At 67.6% G+C, this 14,799-nt stretch carries 14 protein-coding genes and 1 tRNA gene; 8 read left to right on the top strand and 7 right to left on the bottom strand.

The features are described from left to right. Window positions 1-20: 20 nt before the first annotated feature. The 6 genes from CLV29_RS05235 to CLV29_RS05210 all read left to right on the top strand — a co-directional run bounded on the left by CLV29_RS05235 (window position 21) and on the right by CLV29_RS05210 (window position 5,883). Window positions 21-1,337 carry a serpin family protein gene (locus tag CLV29_RS05235; RefSeq protein ID WP_133753950.1) on the top strand — a complete coding sequence of 439 codons (1,317 nt, stop codon included), beginning with the start codon at window positions 21-23 and terminating at the stop codon, window positions 1,335-1,337. 44 nt (window positions 1,338-1,381) lie between these two features. Then, window positions 1,382-2,053: a (d)CMP kinase gene (gene cmk, locus CLV29_RS05230; RefSeq protein WP_243831737.1), complete on the top strand. Its 672-nt coding sequence runs from the start codon at window positions 1,382-1,384 to the stop codon at window positions 2,051-2,053. A 66-nt stretch (window positions 2,054-2,119) separates the two neighbouring features. After that, on the top strand, window positions 2,120-3,460 hold the full coding sequence (gene der / locus CLV29_RS05225) for a ribosome biogenesis GTPase Der (RefSeq protein ID WP_243831736.1): 1,341 nt from the start codon (window positions 2,120-2,122) through the stop codon (window positions 3,458-3,460). An 88-nt stretch (window positions 3,461-3,548) separates the two neighbouring features. After that, a complete protein-coding gene (locus CLV29_RS05220) occupies window positions 3,549-4,847 on the top strand; it encodes an MFS transporter (protein ID WP_133753948.1) in 1,299 nt (432 codons plus the stop codon). 57 nt (window positions 4,848-4,904) lie between these two features. Further along, on the top strand, window positions 4,905-5,702 hold the full coding sequence (locus tag CLV29_RS05215) for a MerR family transcriptional regulator (protein WP_133753947.1): 798 nt from the start codon (window positions 4,905-4,907) through the stop codon (window positions 5,700-5,702). A gap of 107 nt (window positions 5,703-5,809) precedes the next feature. Further along, window positions 5,810-5,883, top strand: a tRNA-Pro gene (locus CLV29_RS05210). 107 nt (window positions 5,884-5,990) lie between these two features. Here CLV29_RS05210 and CLV29_RS16690 read toward each other — a convergent pair. Genes CLV29_RS16690 through CLV29_RS05190 form a run of 4 tightly spaced genes read right to left on the bottom strand, consistent with a single transcriptional unit; the run spans window position 5,991 to window position 10,183 of the window. Further along, window positions 5,991-6,785, bottom strand: a complete 795-nt coding sequence (locus CLV29_RS16690; protein WP_243831735.1) for a hypothetical protein — start codon at window positions 6,783-6,785, stop codon at window positions 5,991-5,993. Continuing rightward, window positions 6,778-7,341 carry a recombinase family protein gene (locus CLV29_RS05200; protein ID WP_133753946.1) on the bottom strand — a complete coding sequence of 188 codons (564 nt, stop codon included), beginning with the start codon at window positions 7,339-7,341 and terminating at the stop codon, window positions 6,778-6,780. The genes CLV29_RS16690 and CLV29_RS05200 overlap by 8 nt, the downstream gene beginning before the upstream one ends. Before the next feature lie 2 nt (window positions 7,342-7,343). Beyond that, a complete protein-coding gene (locus CLV29_RS05195; RefSeq protein WP_133753945.1) occupies window positions 7,344-8,318 on the bottom strand; it encodes a restriction endonuclease subunit S in 975 nt (324 codons plus the stop codon). Beyond that, complete coding sequence (locus CLV29_RS05190) at window positions 8,315-10,183, bottom strand: HsdM family class I SAM-dependent methyltransferase (RefSeq protein ID WP_208292757.1); 1,869 nt, start codon at window positions 10,181-10,183, stop codon at window positions 8,315-8,317. The genes CLV29_RS05195 and CLV29_RS05190 overlap by 4 nt, the downstream gene beginning before the upstream one ends. Window positions 10,184-10,242: 59 nt before the next feature. Here CLV29_RS05190 and CLV29_RS05185 point away from each other — a divergent pair, with 59 nt between their 5' ends. Next, complete coding sequence (locus tag CLV29_RS05185) at window positions 10,243-10,875, top strand: recombinase family protein (protein WP_133753944.1); 633 nt, start codon at window positions 10,243-10,245, stop codon at window positions 10,873-10,875. A 290-nt stretch (window positions 10,876-11,165) separates the two neighbouring features. Beyond that, window positions 11,166-12,404 (top strand): HAD-IIA family hydrolase, encoded by a 1,239-nt coding sequence (locus CLV29_RS05180; protein WP_133753943.1) that lies wholly within the window; start codon window positions 11,166-11,168, stop codon window positions 12,402-12,404. Between the two features lie 219 nt (window positions 12,405-12,623). Here the strand turns inward: CLV29_RS05180 and CLV29_RS05175 are convergent, their stop codons facing one another. The 3 genes from CLV29_RS05175 to thiE are packed head-to-tail and all read right to left on the bottom strand — an operon-like array spanning window position 12,624 to window position 14,796. Beyond that, window positions 12,624-13,325, bottom strand: a complete 702-nt coding sequence (locus CLV29_RS05175; protein ID WP_017824196.1) for a TenA family protein — start codon at window positions 13,323-13,325, stop codon at window positions 12,624-12,626. Then, the gene (gene thiD, locus CLV29_RS05170) at window positions 13,322-14,167 is read right to left on the bottom strand and encodes a bifunctional hydroxymethylpyrimidine kinase/phosphomethylpyrimidine kinase (protein WP_166649133.1); all 846 of its coding nucleotides are present in this window, start codon (window positions 14,165-14,167) and stop codon (window positions 13,322-13,324) included. Before thiD ends, CLV29_RS05175 begins: the two co-directional genes overlap by 4 nt. Continuing rightward, a complete protein-coding gene (gene thiE, locus CLV29_RS05165; protein ID WP_243831734.1) occupies window positions 14,164-14,796 on the bottom strand; it encodes a thiamine phosphate synthase in 633 nt (210 codons plus the stop codon). The genes thiD and thiE overlap by 4 nt, the downstream gene beginning before the upstream one ends. Window positions 14,797-14,799 lie beyond the last annotated feature (3 nt).

Below are 14,799 nucleotides of genomic sequence, written 5' to 3'. Positions count from 1 at the left end.
CGGCGGGCTAGCGTCACGGCATGGAACTGGGAGCGCTGCCGGTGCGAGGATCCGAATCGACCGGGCCGTCGGTGGCGTTGGGCAGACGTGATTTCCTCGGACTGCTGGCGGCCGCCGGTGCACTGACACTGGCCGGCTGTGGCGGACCGACGATGATCCGGGCGGACGTTCCCGAGCAGACCGGCACGAACTCGGTCGAATCGCTGAACCGGTCGGTCACCACCCTGGGGGGACGGTTGCTGGCTCAACTCGGCGGCGCCGAGAACCGGATCTGCTCACCGCTGTCGTTGATGGCGGTGCTGGCGATGGCCCGCAACGGTGCCGCCGCAGAGACCGCGGCCGAGCTGGATGCCGCGCTCGGGCTGCCGCCGCTGGAGGAGCTGAACGAGGGGATGGCGTACCTGTTGGCGACCGTCCCCGCCCGCAGCGGAAAGCTCCAGGAGGGCCGCCGATCGGGTGAGATCCGGATCGACCTGGCCGGTCAGATCTTCGCCCGCCCGGAGATCGCGTGGTCGGAGGAGTACCTGAACGTGCTCTCCCGGTGGTACGGCACCGGAATCGCCGAGACCGACTTCACCGACGCCGACGGTGCCGCCGGGGTGATCAACGACTGGGTCAGCGATCACACCGAGGGCAAGATCGAGGATCTGCTCGGGCCGGGTTCGATCACCCCCGACACGGCCATTGCCCTGGTGAATGCGCTGTACCTGGCCGCACCGTGGGCCGAGCCGTTCTCCGAGGACGGTCCGGTGCCGTTCACGACCGCCGCCGGGGAAACGGTGCAGGCGCCGATGCTGCATGCCAAGGGCCGTTGGACGGCCGCGGTGGGTGATCACTACACGGCGGTCAGCATTCCCTACCTCGGCGGTGACCTGGCGATGATGGTTGCGCTGCCGCATACCGGCGCCGAGCAGCAGATGCTCGACGGGTTCGCCGCCGGTGAGTTGGCCGACGCACTGGCGGTGCAGGAGCCCGTGGCGGTGGACCTGACCATGCCGGCGTGGACGTCCGGCAGCAGGTTCGCGCTGAAGGAGGTGCTGCAGGCGCTCGGGGTCGAGGCCGCCTTCGAGCCGGTGGTCGCCGATTTCGGTCCGATGACCGGTGGGGCGGTGCCGATCTGGATCGAACAGGTGCTGCACGGTGGCTGGATCGCCGTCGATGCCGAGGGGACCGAGGCGGCCGCGGCAACGGCCGCGATGCAGGGCGCAGGGGCCGCTCCGGCACCCGAGGGCGGGGTGGAGTTGGTGCTCGATCGTCCCTTCGCCTATGCGGTCGTGGACACCGGTACCCGGGTCGCGCTGCTGGCCGGCTGGGTCGCCGATCCGACCGCCGGCTGAGGCGCGATTGACGCCGTACCGGCCGGCTGGGCCATGATGGGCCGGTGACTGACGACGTACCCCTGGTGATCGCGATCGACGGGCCCTCGGGGTCCGGCAAGTCCAGCGCCTCCCGGGGGGTCGCCGAGCGGCTCGGCCTCGGCTTCCTCGACACCGGTTCGATGTATCGGGCGGTGACCTGGGCCGCACTGGACCGGCGGATTCCCCTGGACGATGTCGAGGTCGTCGCCGAACTCGCGCGGACCGCGGTGATCGAGGTCAGCACCGATCCGCGGCAGTTCTGGATCACCATCGACGGCACCGAGGTGACCGCGCCGATCCGGGAGCCCGGCATCTCTGCGGTGGTCTCGAAGGTGGCGACCAACCTGGCCGTACGGGAGGCGCTGATCGCCCGGCAGCGGCAGATCATCACCGAGACCGGTGGCATCGTCGCCGAAGGGCGTGACCTGACCACGGTGGTCGTACCCGATGCCCCGGTACGGGTGCTGCTGGTCGCCGACCCGGACGCCCGGGTACGCCGCCGGTTCAGCGAACTCGAGGGGAAGGCCGATGAGGCCGCCGTCACCGATCAGGTGGTCCGTCGTGATGCCGAGGACAGCACCGTGGCCGCCTTCACCGAGGCCGCCGACGGGGTCACCGTGATCGATTCCACCGAGCTCGACCTGTCACAGGTGATCGACACCATCGTCGAGCTGGCCACCGCCGCCCACCGCTGAATCGCCGGGCGGGCGTTCGCCGGCTCATGTATCGTTGAGCGGCTGTAGCCGATCCAGGAGGACCCCGTGACCGTACCCGAGCAGTCGATCGCCAAGCCCGTGGTGGCTGTGGTCGGCCGACCGAATGTGGGCAAGTCCACCCTGGTGAACCGGATCCTCGGCCGCCGCGAAGCGGTGGTCCAGGACGTACCCGGGGTGACCCGTGACCGGGTCAGCTATGACGCGATCTGGAACGGCCGGGAGTTCGTCGTCGTCGACACCGGCGGCTGGGCCTCCGATGCCGAGGGGATGGCCGCCCGGATCGCCGAACAGGCCGAGCTGGCGATCAGTGCCGCCGATGCGGTGCTCTTCGTCGTCGATGCGACGGTCGGCACCCTGGACGAGGACGAGGCCGTGGTCCGGGTGCTGCGGGAGTCGAGGAAACCGGTGGTGCTGGCCGCGAACAAGGTCGACGACGCCCGTGCCGAGGCCGAGGCTGCGGCCATGTGGAATCTCGGCCTGGGTGAGCCCTATGCCGTCTCGGCCATGCACGGCCGGGGGACCGGTGACCTGCTCGATGCGGTGCTGGAGGCCTTGCCCGAGGCGCCGCGGGGGACCTTCGAGGAGGTACGCGGACCCCGCCGGGTGGCGATCGTCGGCAAGCCGAATGTCGGCAAGTCGTCGCTGTTGAACAAGCTGGCCGGATCCGAGCGCTCGGTCGTCGACGACGCCTCGGGCACCACAGTCGACCCGGTCGACGAGCTGGTCGAGCTGGACGGGCAGGTGTACCAGTTCGTCGACACCGCCGGCCTGCGCAAGCGGGTACGGGAGGCCTCGGGCCACGAGTACTACGCCAGTCTGCGGACCCAGGGCGCGATCGAGCGGGCCGAGATCTGCGTCATGGTGATCGACTCCAATGAGACCGTCAGTGATCAGGACATGCGGATCCTGACCAGTGTCGCCGAGGCCGGTCGCGGTCTGGTGCTGGTCTTCAACAAGTGGGATCTGACCGATGAGGAGCGCCGCTACTACCTCGAGCGCGAGATCGAGCGGGATCTGCGGGCCTATGCCTGGGCGCCGCGGGTGAACATGTCGGCACTCACCGGCAGCCACCTCAACCGGCTCGGCAAGGTCATCGAGACCGCCGTCTCCGGCTGGGAGCAGCGGATCTCCACCGGCAAGCTGAACGCCTTCCTGGGTCGGCTGGTGGCCTCCCATCCGCACCCGGTTCGCGGCGGCAAACAGCCGCGGATCCTCTTCGGCACCCAGGCCCAGTCCGGACCGCCGACCTTCATCCTGTTCACCAGCGGCGACCTGGATGCCACCTACCTGCGCTACGTCGAGCGTCGGCTGCGGGAGGAGTTCGGCTTCCCCGGTACGCCGATCCATCTGCAGGTACGGGCCCGGGAGAAGCGCCGCAACCGCTGAGGGCCGGTGCTGTCGTTGACGCCCAGGGGACTGGTGTCCCCGAGCCCGGCTTGACCTTGACCTAGCGTCAACCGGTTTCGCTTGTCCCATGGTCACAACTGTGGGGATTCGGAGCCGCTTCGCCGTACCGCTGTATGTCGGTGGTGCGGCTCTGTCGCTGTTCGGCAACTCGGCGATCGCGATCGTCCTGCCGTGGTTGGTACTGGCGCGTACCGGTGACGTGACGATCACCGCCACCGTGGCCACGGTGTCCGGGATCGCGACGGTGCCGGCGACCTTGTTGGGCGGTCGGCTGGCCGACCGATTCGGGGCCCGGCGGGTGGCCGTGCTGGCCGATATCGGCTCGGCCGTCTCGGTGGCGGCGCTGCCGGTGGTGGATGCCGTGTGGGGGCTGGACCTGATGTGGTTCGTGATCCTGGGCGCGGTCGGGGCGCTGTTCGACGTACCAGGGATGACGGCCAGGCAGGCGTTGATGGCCGAGGTGGCGGAGACCTCGGGTACGAAGGTGGACACCGTGGCCGGGGTGTTCCAGGCCTCGTTCTCGCTGGCGTTCCTCGCCGGGCCGGCGCTGGCCGGTCTGCTGCTGGGCTGGTTCGACCCGGTGACGGTGGTCTGGGTGACCGCGATGTGTTCGGCCCTGGCCGGGGTGTTGACCTGGTTGCTGCCGGTCTCACCGTCGATCGGCGCGGATCATCAGGCGACGGGTCGGGGCGGTTGGCAGTTGATCATCGGCGACCGGCGGTTGCTGGCGGTGTTGATCATCAGCTTCGCTGCGACCTTGATCACTCCGCCGCTGCTGGCCGTCGTCCTGCCCGCCTTCTACGCCGGTATCGAGCGGCCCGAGCTGTTAGGGTTCACACTGTCGGCCTTTGCCGTCGGGTCGTTGCTGGGTGCGGTGCTGTATGCCCTGCTCTCGAAGCGTTCTCGGCTGCCGGCGTACCTGGCGGCGATGATCTTGATGACCCTCGGCATGGTGGCGGTGGCGCTGCTGGCCTCGGTGCCGTTGATCATGGTCGGGATGCTGCTGTTGGGCCTGGGCGGGGGACTGTTCGGCCCGGTCTGGAATGTGTTCATCGCCGAACAACTGCCGACCGGTACGCGGGGCAGGGTGCTGGGTTGGTTCACCGCCGCGACGATGGTCGCCGGGCCGATCGGTCTGGGCGGTCTGACGCTCGCGCTGACCTTGACCGAAATGCAGACCGCGGCGCTGGCCCTTGGGATCTTCTGGGTGTTCGTCGCGGTGCTGGCTGTGATCAGTCGTGATGCCCGCGCGGTGGCCACCGCGCCGGCACCGGGCTCGGGTGGAGCCGAGGGTGATGCTGCCGAGCCGGTCGCCGAGGGTGGGGGAGCGGACGGGCATCATGAGGCACATGGTTCGCAGAGTTGAGGCTCGGCCCGGTTTCGGTGGTGGCCGGTCTCGGCCGAGTGCCGGGGCGGAGGAGCGATGAGCGTCTCGCTGCAGATCGGTGATCTTGCGGCCTTCGCCGGGGTGAGCACGCGGACCGTCCGCTTCTATCATCAGCGCGGGCTGTTGCCCGAGCCCGAGCGGGACAGTGCGGGGTATCGCCGCTACGGCGCCGAGGACGTGATCCGGCTGGTACGGATCGTCGCCCTGGCCCGGGCCGGTGTCCCGTTGTCCCGGGTGGATGAGGTGCTGGACGGGCCGGAGGCGGGTTTTCGTACCGCGATCACCGAGATCCAGCAGCAGGTGAGTGAGCAGATCGCCGGTCTGCAGCGGGTGCAGGAGTCGTTGCGCACCCTCGATTCCGCCGATCGGGTGGCGCTGCCGCCACGGCTGGCCGGGTTCATCGAGCTGATGCGCGAGCAGCCCGAGGTGCCGCCGCAGCTGGTCGACTACCTGCGCGATTCGTGGGTGCTGGCCCATGCCTTGTACGGGCCGAAGCTGGTGGCCTGGCTCGATTCGGAGTCGGGGCAGGTGCTGTTCACCGAGGAGAGCATCCGGATGACGATCGCGAACCTGGCGCTGGCCGATACCGACCCCGACGATCCGCGGGTGGAGGCCCACGTCGCCAGGACTGTCGAGTGGGTCCTCTCGACCTGGGAACCGGATGATCCCGAACAGGACAGTGACTGGCAGGGGGTGTTCGCCAATCCGGAGCTGAACGAGCTGTTGAACACCCAAAGCCTGACCACCCCGGCCTGGCGCCGGATCGCCCTCCGGGTGACCGAGGAACTGCAAGAGCGGGGGATCGACGCCGGCTGGGACCTCGGCCCGGAATAGACAGTTTCGGAAGCGGCCCCCGACTGGATTTGTGCCGATACCGTGCCGGCTTGGTAGAGTGCATCCGCTTGCTGATCGACACAGCAGATGCCGTCGATCGATTGCCACGGGCTGTGGCGCAGCTTGGTAGCGCACTTGACTGGGGGTCAAGGGGTCGCAGGTTCAAATCCTGTCAGCCCGACGAAAGGCCTGGTCAGAACGATGTTCTGACCAGGCCATCGTCGTTTCCAAACTCAAAGTGACCGCTAAAGTCACCGCAAACACGCAGTGACCCCCCAGGACCGGCCGTTACCCCTCGCAGCGGCGGTCAAACAGGGACCAGCCACGCTTAGTGAGGCTGAAGACCTTGCCGAAGACGTCTGCCAACTCGACGAGGTCACCTCCCGCAGCGAACTCGGCCATGCCACCGCCGACGTGCTGCGCATGGCTGCTCCGGCCCACCAGCTGCCACGTTAGCGCATGGGCATCCCCGCTGAGCTGCCGCCACAGCAGACGGACGTTGAGGGCCTCCTGCGGGGCGAACACGAACTCCGAGACAACCCGCACGATGCTGGTCATCTCCAGCGCCTGGCCCTCCTTCAGTCCGTCAGCAGCGCTCCAACGCGCACGGGCCTCAGCCCGTCGACGACGCATGTGCTCCCCGGCGTCCAGCCACTGGGCGGCATCCGGGTGCGACACGTCTACGTGAGGCCGAATGTCGTCGTGGTACTGCAGTGCCCGCTTGTAGAACTCCTCGACTACCCTCAGCGCCCGCTGCTGTCGGTCCACCGCGGAGTCGGGCCCGAGCACCCAAACAGCCATGCTGCTGCCCACCAGGGCGCCTCGGAGCACCGAGAAGTGCGCTGTCGGGAACACCTCCCCAGCCTCAATCGCGGCCCGGGCCAGGTTCAGGTGCTGGGTCGCCGACACCAGGGATTGGCGGGCGACTTCGGCAGGGTCGAGGTACGGCCACACCGCCTCGTCGCCGGCCAGCTCGCTTCCGGGCTCAGGGCGCTCCACCCCGCGGGACCGTGCCCGCCACCGATCGAGATCCTCGTAGGCCAGGCGGATCGAGGCCAGAGCATCCTGTTCGTCCTCAGTCACCCTCGGGCCTATCCAGCGCGCGGTAGAGGGTCTGACGCGACACCCCCAGCGATCGGGCCACAGATGAGACCGACTCTCCACCGGCGACGGCCTTGCCGGCCAGCCGGACCTGCTCAGCGGACAACTTCGGCTTGGGGCCAGCCACCCGCCCCTCCGCCCGGGCATGGGCCACGCCCTCCTTGGTGCGCTCGATCAACAGGTCACGCTCGAACTCGGCGAGGCCGGACATGATCGTGACCATGAGCCGGCCCTCCTTGGTGCGGGTGTCCAGCTCGGGCTTCATCACGACGACCGCGACGTCCTGCTTGGCCAAGCTCTCGATCGTGCGCAGCGTGTCCAGGGCCGTGCGGCCGAGCCGATCAAGGCGGGTGACCACCAGCACATCGTCGTCCCGCATGTAGTCCAATGCGTCCTTCAGACCGGGCCTGGCGGCCTTGGCGCCGCTCATGGTGTCGCTGAACACGCGAGCGCACCCAGCAGCCTCCAGGGCCGCTCGCTGGACTTCCAGCGACTCGCTCTGGCCCTTGGTCGAGACCCTCGCGTAACCGATCTTCACGGTCAGGCCCCGATCGCCTCGATCTCGCGGCCTCCGACACTCAACTCCCGAAGGACCTCGGCCACACAAGCCGCGGGGGCCGCGGGGACAAGCAGTGACGAAAGGGTTCTGTTCGCCTGTCGGCCGTAGGAGTACCGGTATTTATTCGCCTCGACCGCCATCTTCCACCAGAGCAGCTCGCCGATGGACATCTGGGTCTTCGGGCGCAAGATGGCCACATGGTAGCCAGTGACGTAGGGCTCACTTTGGAAGAAGGTGGCGAGGGGTGTTGCGCTCAGCGCAACTGACAGGGTCCCCGCGGGAGCCAGCGTGACTCCATCGGGCACAAGCACTCGACCCGCCACTCCGTTGTCTCGAGTTTTCCGGCTGACGAAGTTGACACCTTCGGGCGCGCTCACCGTGGTCAGTGTGCTCATCGATAGCCCATGGCCATACTCAATATCGAAATGATCGGTGATCGGAACCATTTCATCCGACGAACCGGGATACTGGCCCATTACAGTGCCAAGGTCAGCCGTCCCTGACAAGGACAAGGCGGGGATTTCGGCTTCATCGACCCACTGCGGTATTTCGCTGGGCAAGAGCACGGCTCCCAACGTCCTATTCGCCTCCCGGCCGAAGGCGCTATACCTGAACGCATTGGCTCGGATGCACATCGCGTAGTAGAGCTTCTGCACCAGCGGCATGCCGGGGTCCCGGGGCTCCAGGACAGCGACGTTCTGCGCCGTGTAGAACGGCCGCTGCTGAACATAGCTTGACAAGAGCCTGGACCCACCCAGCGCCACTGTGAGCCAGCCAGAAGGAAACGGCTCCAGGCCAGGTACAGGCCGGACACAACCAGCGACCCCCGCCTTTCCGTTCAACCCGCCGATTCGGCCCACGAACGCGACCCCAGTACCCGGCATAGCGGGGGTCATCTTGTTCATGTCGAGCTTGTTGCCATACGCAACGACGAACAGCTCCGACAGTGCCTTCACTCCTTCTCACCGCCAGCCACAGCTTCTGACGAACTGCGCAGCGTGAACAACGCGTAGTCCATCAGCACTTGCTTGAAATCTTCTTGGGTGATCGAGGAGTAGTCCGTCTCCATGTAGGCCTCAGCCACCCACTCGTCGCCAGCCGTCACCATCTGCATGACCGACTCGCCTGGATGGACTTCACGGTTCCGGAACGTCTCGACCCAACGGTCCCGGATCGTCGTGTGAACATGGTTTCGGTCCACGCGCCCCAGGTTCTTCACCTTGATGAATCCATCCTCACGCCAATACCCGAACCACGTCTTCCTGTTAGAAGTAGCGTGCGGCTTCTTCGCCGTGAAAACCATCACGCAGGTGACGACCCCCACGGGATAGAACACCTCTGGCGGCATCGACATCACGGCTTCCAAGGTGTGCTTCTTCAACAGGTTCCGCTTGTGCTCGCTCGGGGCCGTCGCGCACGAGATGGGCACAATAGCGATACCCGTCGCGCCGGGGGCCAAGTTGTCCAGCATGTGCTCGACGAACCGCAACTCATGCAGGTCGGCTTTGGACTTGGCGTAGGGCGGATTTACCATCCCCACTGTCGCCTTATGGCCCTTCATGCCAGCGGTGATAGCGGTGTCGAAGCACGATCCCTGGTACAGGTTCGCTTTGCCGTCGCCCCGCAAGATCATGTTTGACGCCGCGAGGGCATACATGGAGGGCTGCTGCTCCACGCCCACGAGCTGCTTCTTCTTGATCGACTCGACCTCGGCCTCCGTGGTGGCCGAGCGCATCATCTGGTTCATCGCCGAGATTAGGAATCCGCCAGTGCCCGCGCACGGATCCAGCACGATCGAGTCCTTGTCTACGTTGGCCAGGAGGCTGAACAACTCAGTCACGTGCTTGGGCGTGAGAACGATGCCCAGCCCCTTACCGTCCCCGCCGGTGTACTTTAGAAACTCCCCGTAGAAGGCACCAACCACGTCGAAGTCGTGATATACGGTGATGAACGGCATGACCTTCTCCGCGAGCATCCTCACGATCTCGTTGAGCAGGCCCTTCGGGAACGCCTTCATCGACTTGCTCAACTCAGGATGGACCTCGATCCCCGAGAAGGGCTGGGTCATGTTCGTGATCTTGGCGTTTGGCAACTTCGCCGCCAACATCACCTTCTTAATGGAGTCCATCCAGAATCCTGCGAGTTGGCTGGCCGGGTAGGCATCGTAGGTCTTGGCGAACACCTCGTCCTTGAGTGCGATCAGCGTGCCTGCCACGGCGAGAGGCTTCTCCTTCTCCTCCAGCTCGGCCTCGTCGCGCATGAACTCGTGCATCTGCTGCGAGAACTGGATCAAGTCCTCGGTGCGCTGGGCCTGGACTTTGCGATCGAACGAGGCGGCACGGATCAGGTCCTCCATGCTGACGAGCTCGGCGATCGGCGCACCCTGAGGAGAAACCAGTTGCTCCGGCTCGATGCTGCCCTTCGGCATCACGAAGAAGGACCACTCGTTCGTCTTCTCGTCGCCTGACACTGCGACGGCGATCACGGTGTAGTTCGGCGAGAGAAACCTCGCGTAGTGCAAGACGCCGTCGACCGCGAAATCTGCGGCGCGATCGCGGCCAGGCGACTCGTGCTTCCTCACATCAGCCTTGCACTCGATCAGGACGACCATGTCGGGAGTGGCCGGCGCGGTGATGATGTGCTCGGGGTATCCCGCGCCGCCCTTCCCAGCTTTCGAGGCCTTGGCCAACGCCGTCCGGATGGCCGCGACGGCCGACTGCTGCTTCTCGACGATGATCGTCTCGTCATCGTCGTAGTACCCCAGAAACCGTAGCCGGGCGTCCACCATGTCCTCTGTGATTCGCTCGTTCGCCACGGCCACACCTTCCATCTCGATCCCGTCCAGGATCGGTCGTATAAGTGATAGATGGGAGGCACCTCGTGCTGGTCGGCTACATGCGCGTCTCGAAGGCCGACGGATCGCAGACCACGAACCTGCAGCGGGATGCGCTCCTAGCTGAGGGCGTCGACCCGGAGGCTCTGTATGAGGACAGGGCCTCGGGCAAGAAGGAGGACCGTCCCGAGCTTGCGGCGTGCGTGAAGTCCCTACGTCACGGGGACACCCTGGTGGTGTGGAAGTTGGACCGGCTCGGCCGCGACCTGCGTCACCTGGTCAACATCGTCCACGACCTCACCCAACGCGGCATCGGCCTGAAGGTCCTCACCGGGCAAGGCGCGGCCCTCGACACCACCACCGCATCCGGCAAGCTCGTCTTCGGCATCTTCGCCGCCCTGGCCGAGTTTGAACGCGAACTCATCTCCGAACGCACGATCGCCGGCCTAGCCGCCGCCCGGGCCCGCGGCCGCAAAGGCGGACGCCCCTACAAGATGACCCCCGCCAAGCTCCGCCTCGCCATGGCCTCCATGGGAAAGCCCGGTACCAACGTCGGTGACCTCTGCAAGGAACTCGGCATCACCCGCCAGACCCTCTACCGCCACGTCTCACCCACCGGCGAACTCCGCGAGGACGGACGCAAGCTCCTGGCCAAGGACCGCAGCAAGGTAGCCAGGTAACCTCTGTTGTCCGGAACCTACGAACGTCAATGAGCGGGGTACGTTCCCGCGACTCTCGCACGCCCGCGGGGGGACTTCCACCGCTCAGCTACTTCGTGTCGGGTCGGTTAGGATTGTGGGCGAGCCGGGAGAAGGCAGCTAGGGTTCCGCCCCAGCCGGCTGGGGGTCTGTGACCGAGCGCTGCAGCTTTCGCCGAACAGGCGGGAGGGCACCTATTGGCACAAAATGCCCGAGGGGGATGGCTCAGCGCCAGCATGCGCGCTGACTGTCCCTTGACCTCGGAGGTTGTTGTGCTCGTTGACCAGTTCGATGTTTTTCTGCTTGATCTTGACGGCGTGGTTTACGTCGGAGACACCTTGCTTTCCGGCGTGACCGAAGCCTTGGCCAGCCTGCGGAGTCGGGGCCGGGTGGTCCGGTTCGTGACCAACGATCCCCGCCCGTCCCGCAAAGACGTCGTCCACCGTCTGGGCCGCCTGGGCGTGAGGGCCACCGTCGAGGAGATCGTATCTTCCGGGTGGGCTACGGCGTGCTGGCTGCGCCAGCAGGGCATTACCCGCGCCTATGTGGTGGGCAGTGATGGCCTCCGCGGCGAACTCGCGGCCCAAGGCGTGGAATCCGTGGAGGGGTCTGGGGCCGAGGCGGTGGTGGTCGGTTGCGACGAGACGGTGACCTACCGGGACCTCGCCCAGGCCACCGCTCTCCTGCGTACCGGCGTGCCGTTCGTGGCCACGAACGTGGACGCCACGTTCCCCACAGCGAGCGGCCCGTGGCCGGCCACCGGCGCGGTCGTCGCAGCGATCCAGACCGCCAGTGGGCGCCGACCGGTCGTGGTGGGCAAGCCGGGACCGGAGATGTTCCGCCTGGCTCAGCGCGGGCTCCCTGCTGCCACGAGAGTGGTGGTCGTGGGTGATACTCCGGCCACGGATGTCGTCGGGGCGCACCGTGCGGGCCTGCCGGCGATCCTGGTCGCTCCCGCGACGCCGAGCGGCGACCGTGGGCACTGTGATCCCACCGTTGCGGAGGCCACGGTCACGGGTCTGGCCGGGCTGTTTGATCCGGCCCTTGACATGGGTCCGGTGCGGCCGTCGCCGTACCCGTGGCCGGACGAGGTGCGGGCGGGTGTGGCCGCGGTGGTCTTCGACGAGGCCGGGCGCGTGCTGCTGGGGCGCAGGCTGGACAACGGGCTGTGGGGACTGCCTTCGGGACACGTCGAGGTGGGCGAGACTGCCGCCCAGGCGGCGGTGCGGGAGGTCGCCGAAGAGACCGGCTTGCAGGTGCAAGTGCAGCGGCTGGTGGGGGTGTACTCGGACCCCGCCTCGCAGGTTTTCGCCTATCCCGACGGGAGAGTGACCCAGTTCGTCACCACCACCTTCGCCTGCCTCCCGCGCGGCGGTCAGATGCACCCTGATGGTGTGGAGACCTCACAGGCGGGTTTCTTCTCCCCGGATGAGCTTCCGGCACCGTTGCTCCCCATGCACCCGCGGTGGCTCACCGACGCCCTCTCGGGGGACACTGGCCATATTGACTGATAGGACGCGTCTCCTTCGGGGCGCGGGTGGTGCCTGAACGCTGGCGGTTCTCATCCGGAGCACCTGCCAGCGCGCCGTGCAGCTTGATCAGCCCGGGTCCGGGGTACACGACCGTGCGGGGCAACACCGCCGGGCCGGTAGGAGCTCCTGGTCGGCGACCAGCTCTTGAAGGATCATGATGAGCCGAGTGCGTGCCCAAGGGCGCACCGGAGAATGACCTCAGATGGGCCAGGTCTCCTGCCGGTGGGCGGCGTCCCAGAACATCCACTCGTACTGGGTGGCGCGGTGGAACGCGGTGTGCATGCGCGCCAGTGTGCCGGGGCTGGCCTGGTCGGCGAGGTGGTCCACGATGTCCCGGGCAGTGTCGGTGGCGGCGGTGAAGTCTGGATCGCCGTAGGTGGCGATCCAGTCCCCGTACGGGTGCGTGCTCAGGTCACCGACGGCGGCCTTCAAACGGGTGCCGACGTCGTCGTAGACCCAGAAGCAGGGCAGGATGCCGGCCGCGAGGACCGGGTAGTTTCCCGCTGTCGCGAGGCTCAGCAGGTAGGAGGTGTAGGCAACCGTGGTCGGTGAGGGCTCGGCGGCGGTGAGGTCGGTGACGTGGGTGGCGTGCAGCTGCCGCTCGACCTCGACCACCTCCCGCGCGGCCTGCGCCCAGAATGCCATTTCCTCCGACGCCTGGGCCTGAGCGGCGGCCGCGGCCAGGACCCGGCCGTAGTCGGCCAGGTAGAGCGCGTCCTGGGCGAGGTAGTGCCGGAACGTCTCTTCCGCCAGGGTCGCGTCGCTCAGCTGGTGCAACAAGGGCAGCGCGTCGATCGCCTCGCGGACCCTGGCCGTGCGATGCCACGCCACGGTGCTGAACACGCCAGTGTCGTCGTGGTCGCGAATCGTCTCGGGCATGGAGGTGTGTGGGCTGGTCATCGGTCGCTGTCCTTCCAGTCGTTCTCGTCTTTCCAGATGTCGTGGCAGTGGTGCACGGGGCCGGGTCCGTGGCCGATGTGGAGCGCGTCGGCGGCCCGCAGGGTGCCGGTGAGCCAAGTCTTGGCCTGGCGGGTGGCCTCTAGCAGGGACCCGGTGCGCGGGGCGAGTGCGGCGATCGCGGAGGACAGGGCGCACCCGGTGCCGTGGGTGTTGACCGTGGCTACCCGCGGGCCGGTCAGCAGCTGCTCGCCCGCGTCGTCGAGCCACAGGTCGGTGGCGTGTGCGTCGCCGCCGAGGTGGCCCCCCTTGACCAGCACCCGCGCGGCGCCCAGCTCCCGGAGCGCGATGGCCTGGGCGCGCATGGTGTCGAGGTCTTCGGCGGGGTCGGCGTCGAGCAGCACGGCGGCCTCGGGGACGTTCGGCGTGATGAGGGAGACGTACGGCAGGAGTTGGCGCATCGGCTCGACGGCGTCCTCGGCCAGCAGCCGGGAACCGGCGGTGGACACCATGACGGGGTCGAGGACCACAACCGGCACCGCGTCGGAGCGCTTGTCGAGGAAGGCGAGGACGGTCTCGATGGTGGCCGCGGAGGCGAGCATCCCGATCTTGGCGGCGTCAACCGCCACGTCGTCTACGAGGGTGTCCAGCTGGGCGCGGACGAAGTCCGCGGGGACGACCTGGACACCGGTGACTCCCTGGGTGGACTGGGCGGTCAGTGAGGTGAGCACCGCGGTGCCGTAGGCACCCAGTGCGGAGAAGGTCTTGAGGTCGCCTTGAATACCGGCCCCGCCGGAGGGATCGGAGCCGGCGATCGTCAGCGCGATCGGTGGGCGGGGGTTCACGGTTGCCCGTCCCACGCGGCCCGCAGGCTCGCGGCCGCCACGGCTGGTTCCTCCGCGGCGCACACCGTCGAGACGACCGCCACGCCGGCGGCGCCGCTGTGGCGCAGCATGCCGGTGCGTTTCGTGGTGATGCCGCCGATGGCGACGACCGGCCACGGGCTCGCGGCGGCCACCGCAGCCACCCCGCCCGGGCCGATCGGAGTGCCGTGGTCAGGCTTGGTCGCCGTCGGCCACACCGGTCCAACGCCGAGGTAGTCCAAGACGCCGTCACCGAGCCCGCGTGCTGTGCGAACCTGCTCGATCGTGCTGACCGACAGCCCGACCATGGCGTCCGGCCCGAGCAACTGCCGGGCCTGAGCAGGCGGCATGTCGCGCTGACCGACGTGGACGCCGTCGGCGCCGATGTCCTGAACGAGGTGGACCCGGTCATCGATAATCAGCGGCACCCCGGTCCCCGCCAGCACCTCGCGGACCGCCACGCCGAGGGCGACGAAGTGGGCGTCGGTGGCGCCCGGGTCACGCAACTGCACCACGGTGACTCCGCCCGCGACCGCAGCCTGCACGGTCGCGGGCACCCCCCGTGGGCCGCACAAACCGGTGTCGGTGACCAGGTAGAGGCTGAGGTTCACCGG

The sequence above is a fragment of the Naumannella halotolerans genome (assembly GCF_004364645.1).
Classification (GTDB): Bacteria; Actinomycetota; Actinomycetes; order Propionibacteriales; family Propionibacteriaceae; genus Naumannella; species Naumannella halotolerans.
The sequence above is the reverse complement of the archived record's forward strand: the minus strand, read 5'-3'. Positions and strand labels throughout refer to the sequence as shown.

Bases quoted from the DNA above. Each gene is read 5' to 3' on its own strand.
- CLV29_RS05220 (WP_133753948.1), top strand. From the start codon at position 3,549: ATGGTCACAACTGTGGGGATTCGGAGCCGCTTCGCCGTACCGCTGTAT.
- CLV29_RS05215 (WP_133753947.1), top strand. From the start codon at position 4,905: ATGAGCGTCTCGCTGCAGATCGGTGATCTTGCGGCCTTCGCCGGGGTG.
- CLV29_RS05175 (WP_017824196.1), bottom strand. From the start codon at position 13,325: ATGACCAGCCCACACACCTCCATGCCCGAGACGATTCGCGACCACGAC.
- CLV29_RS05235 (WP_133753950.1), top strand. From the start codon at position 21: ATGGAACTGGGAGCGCTGCCGGTGCGAGGATCCGAATCGACCGGGCCG.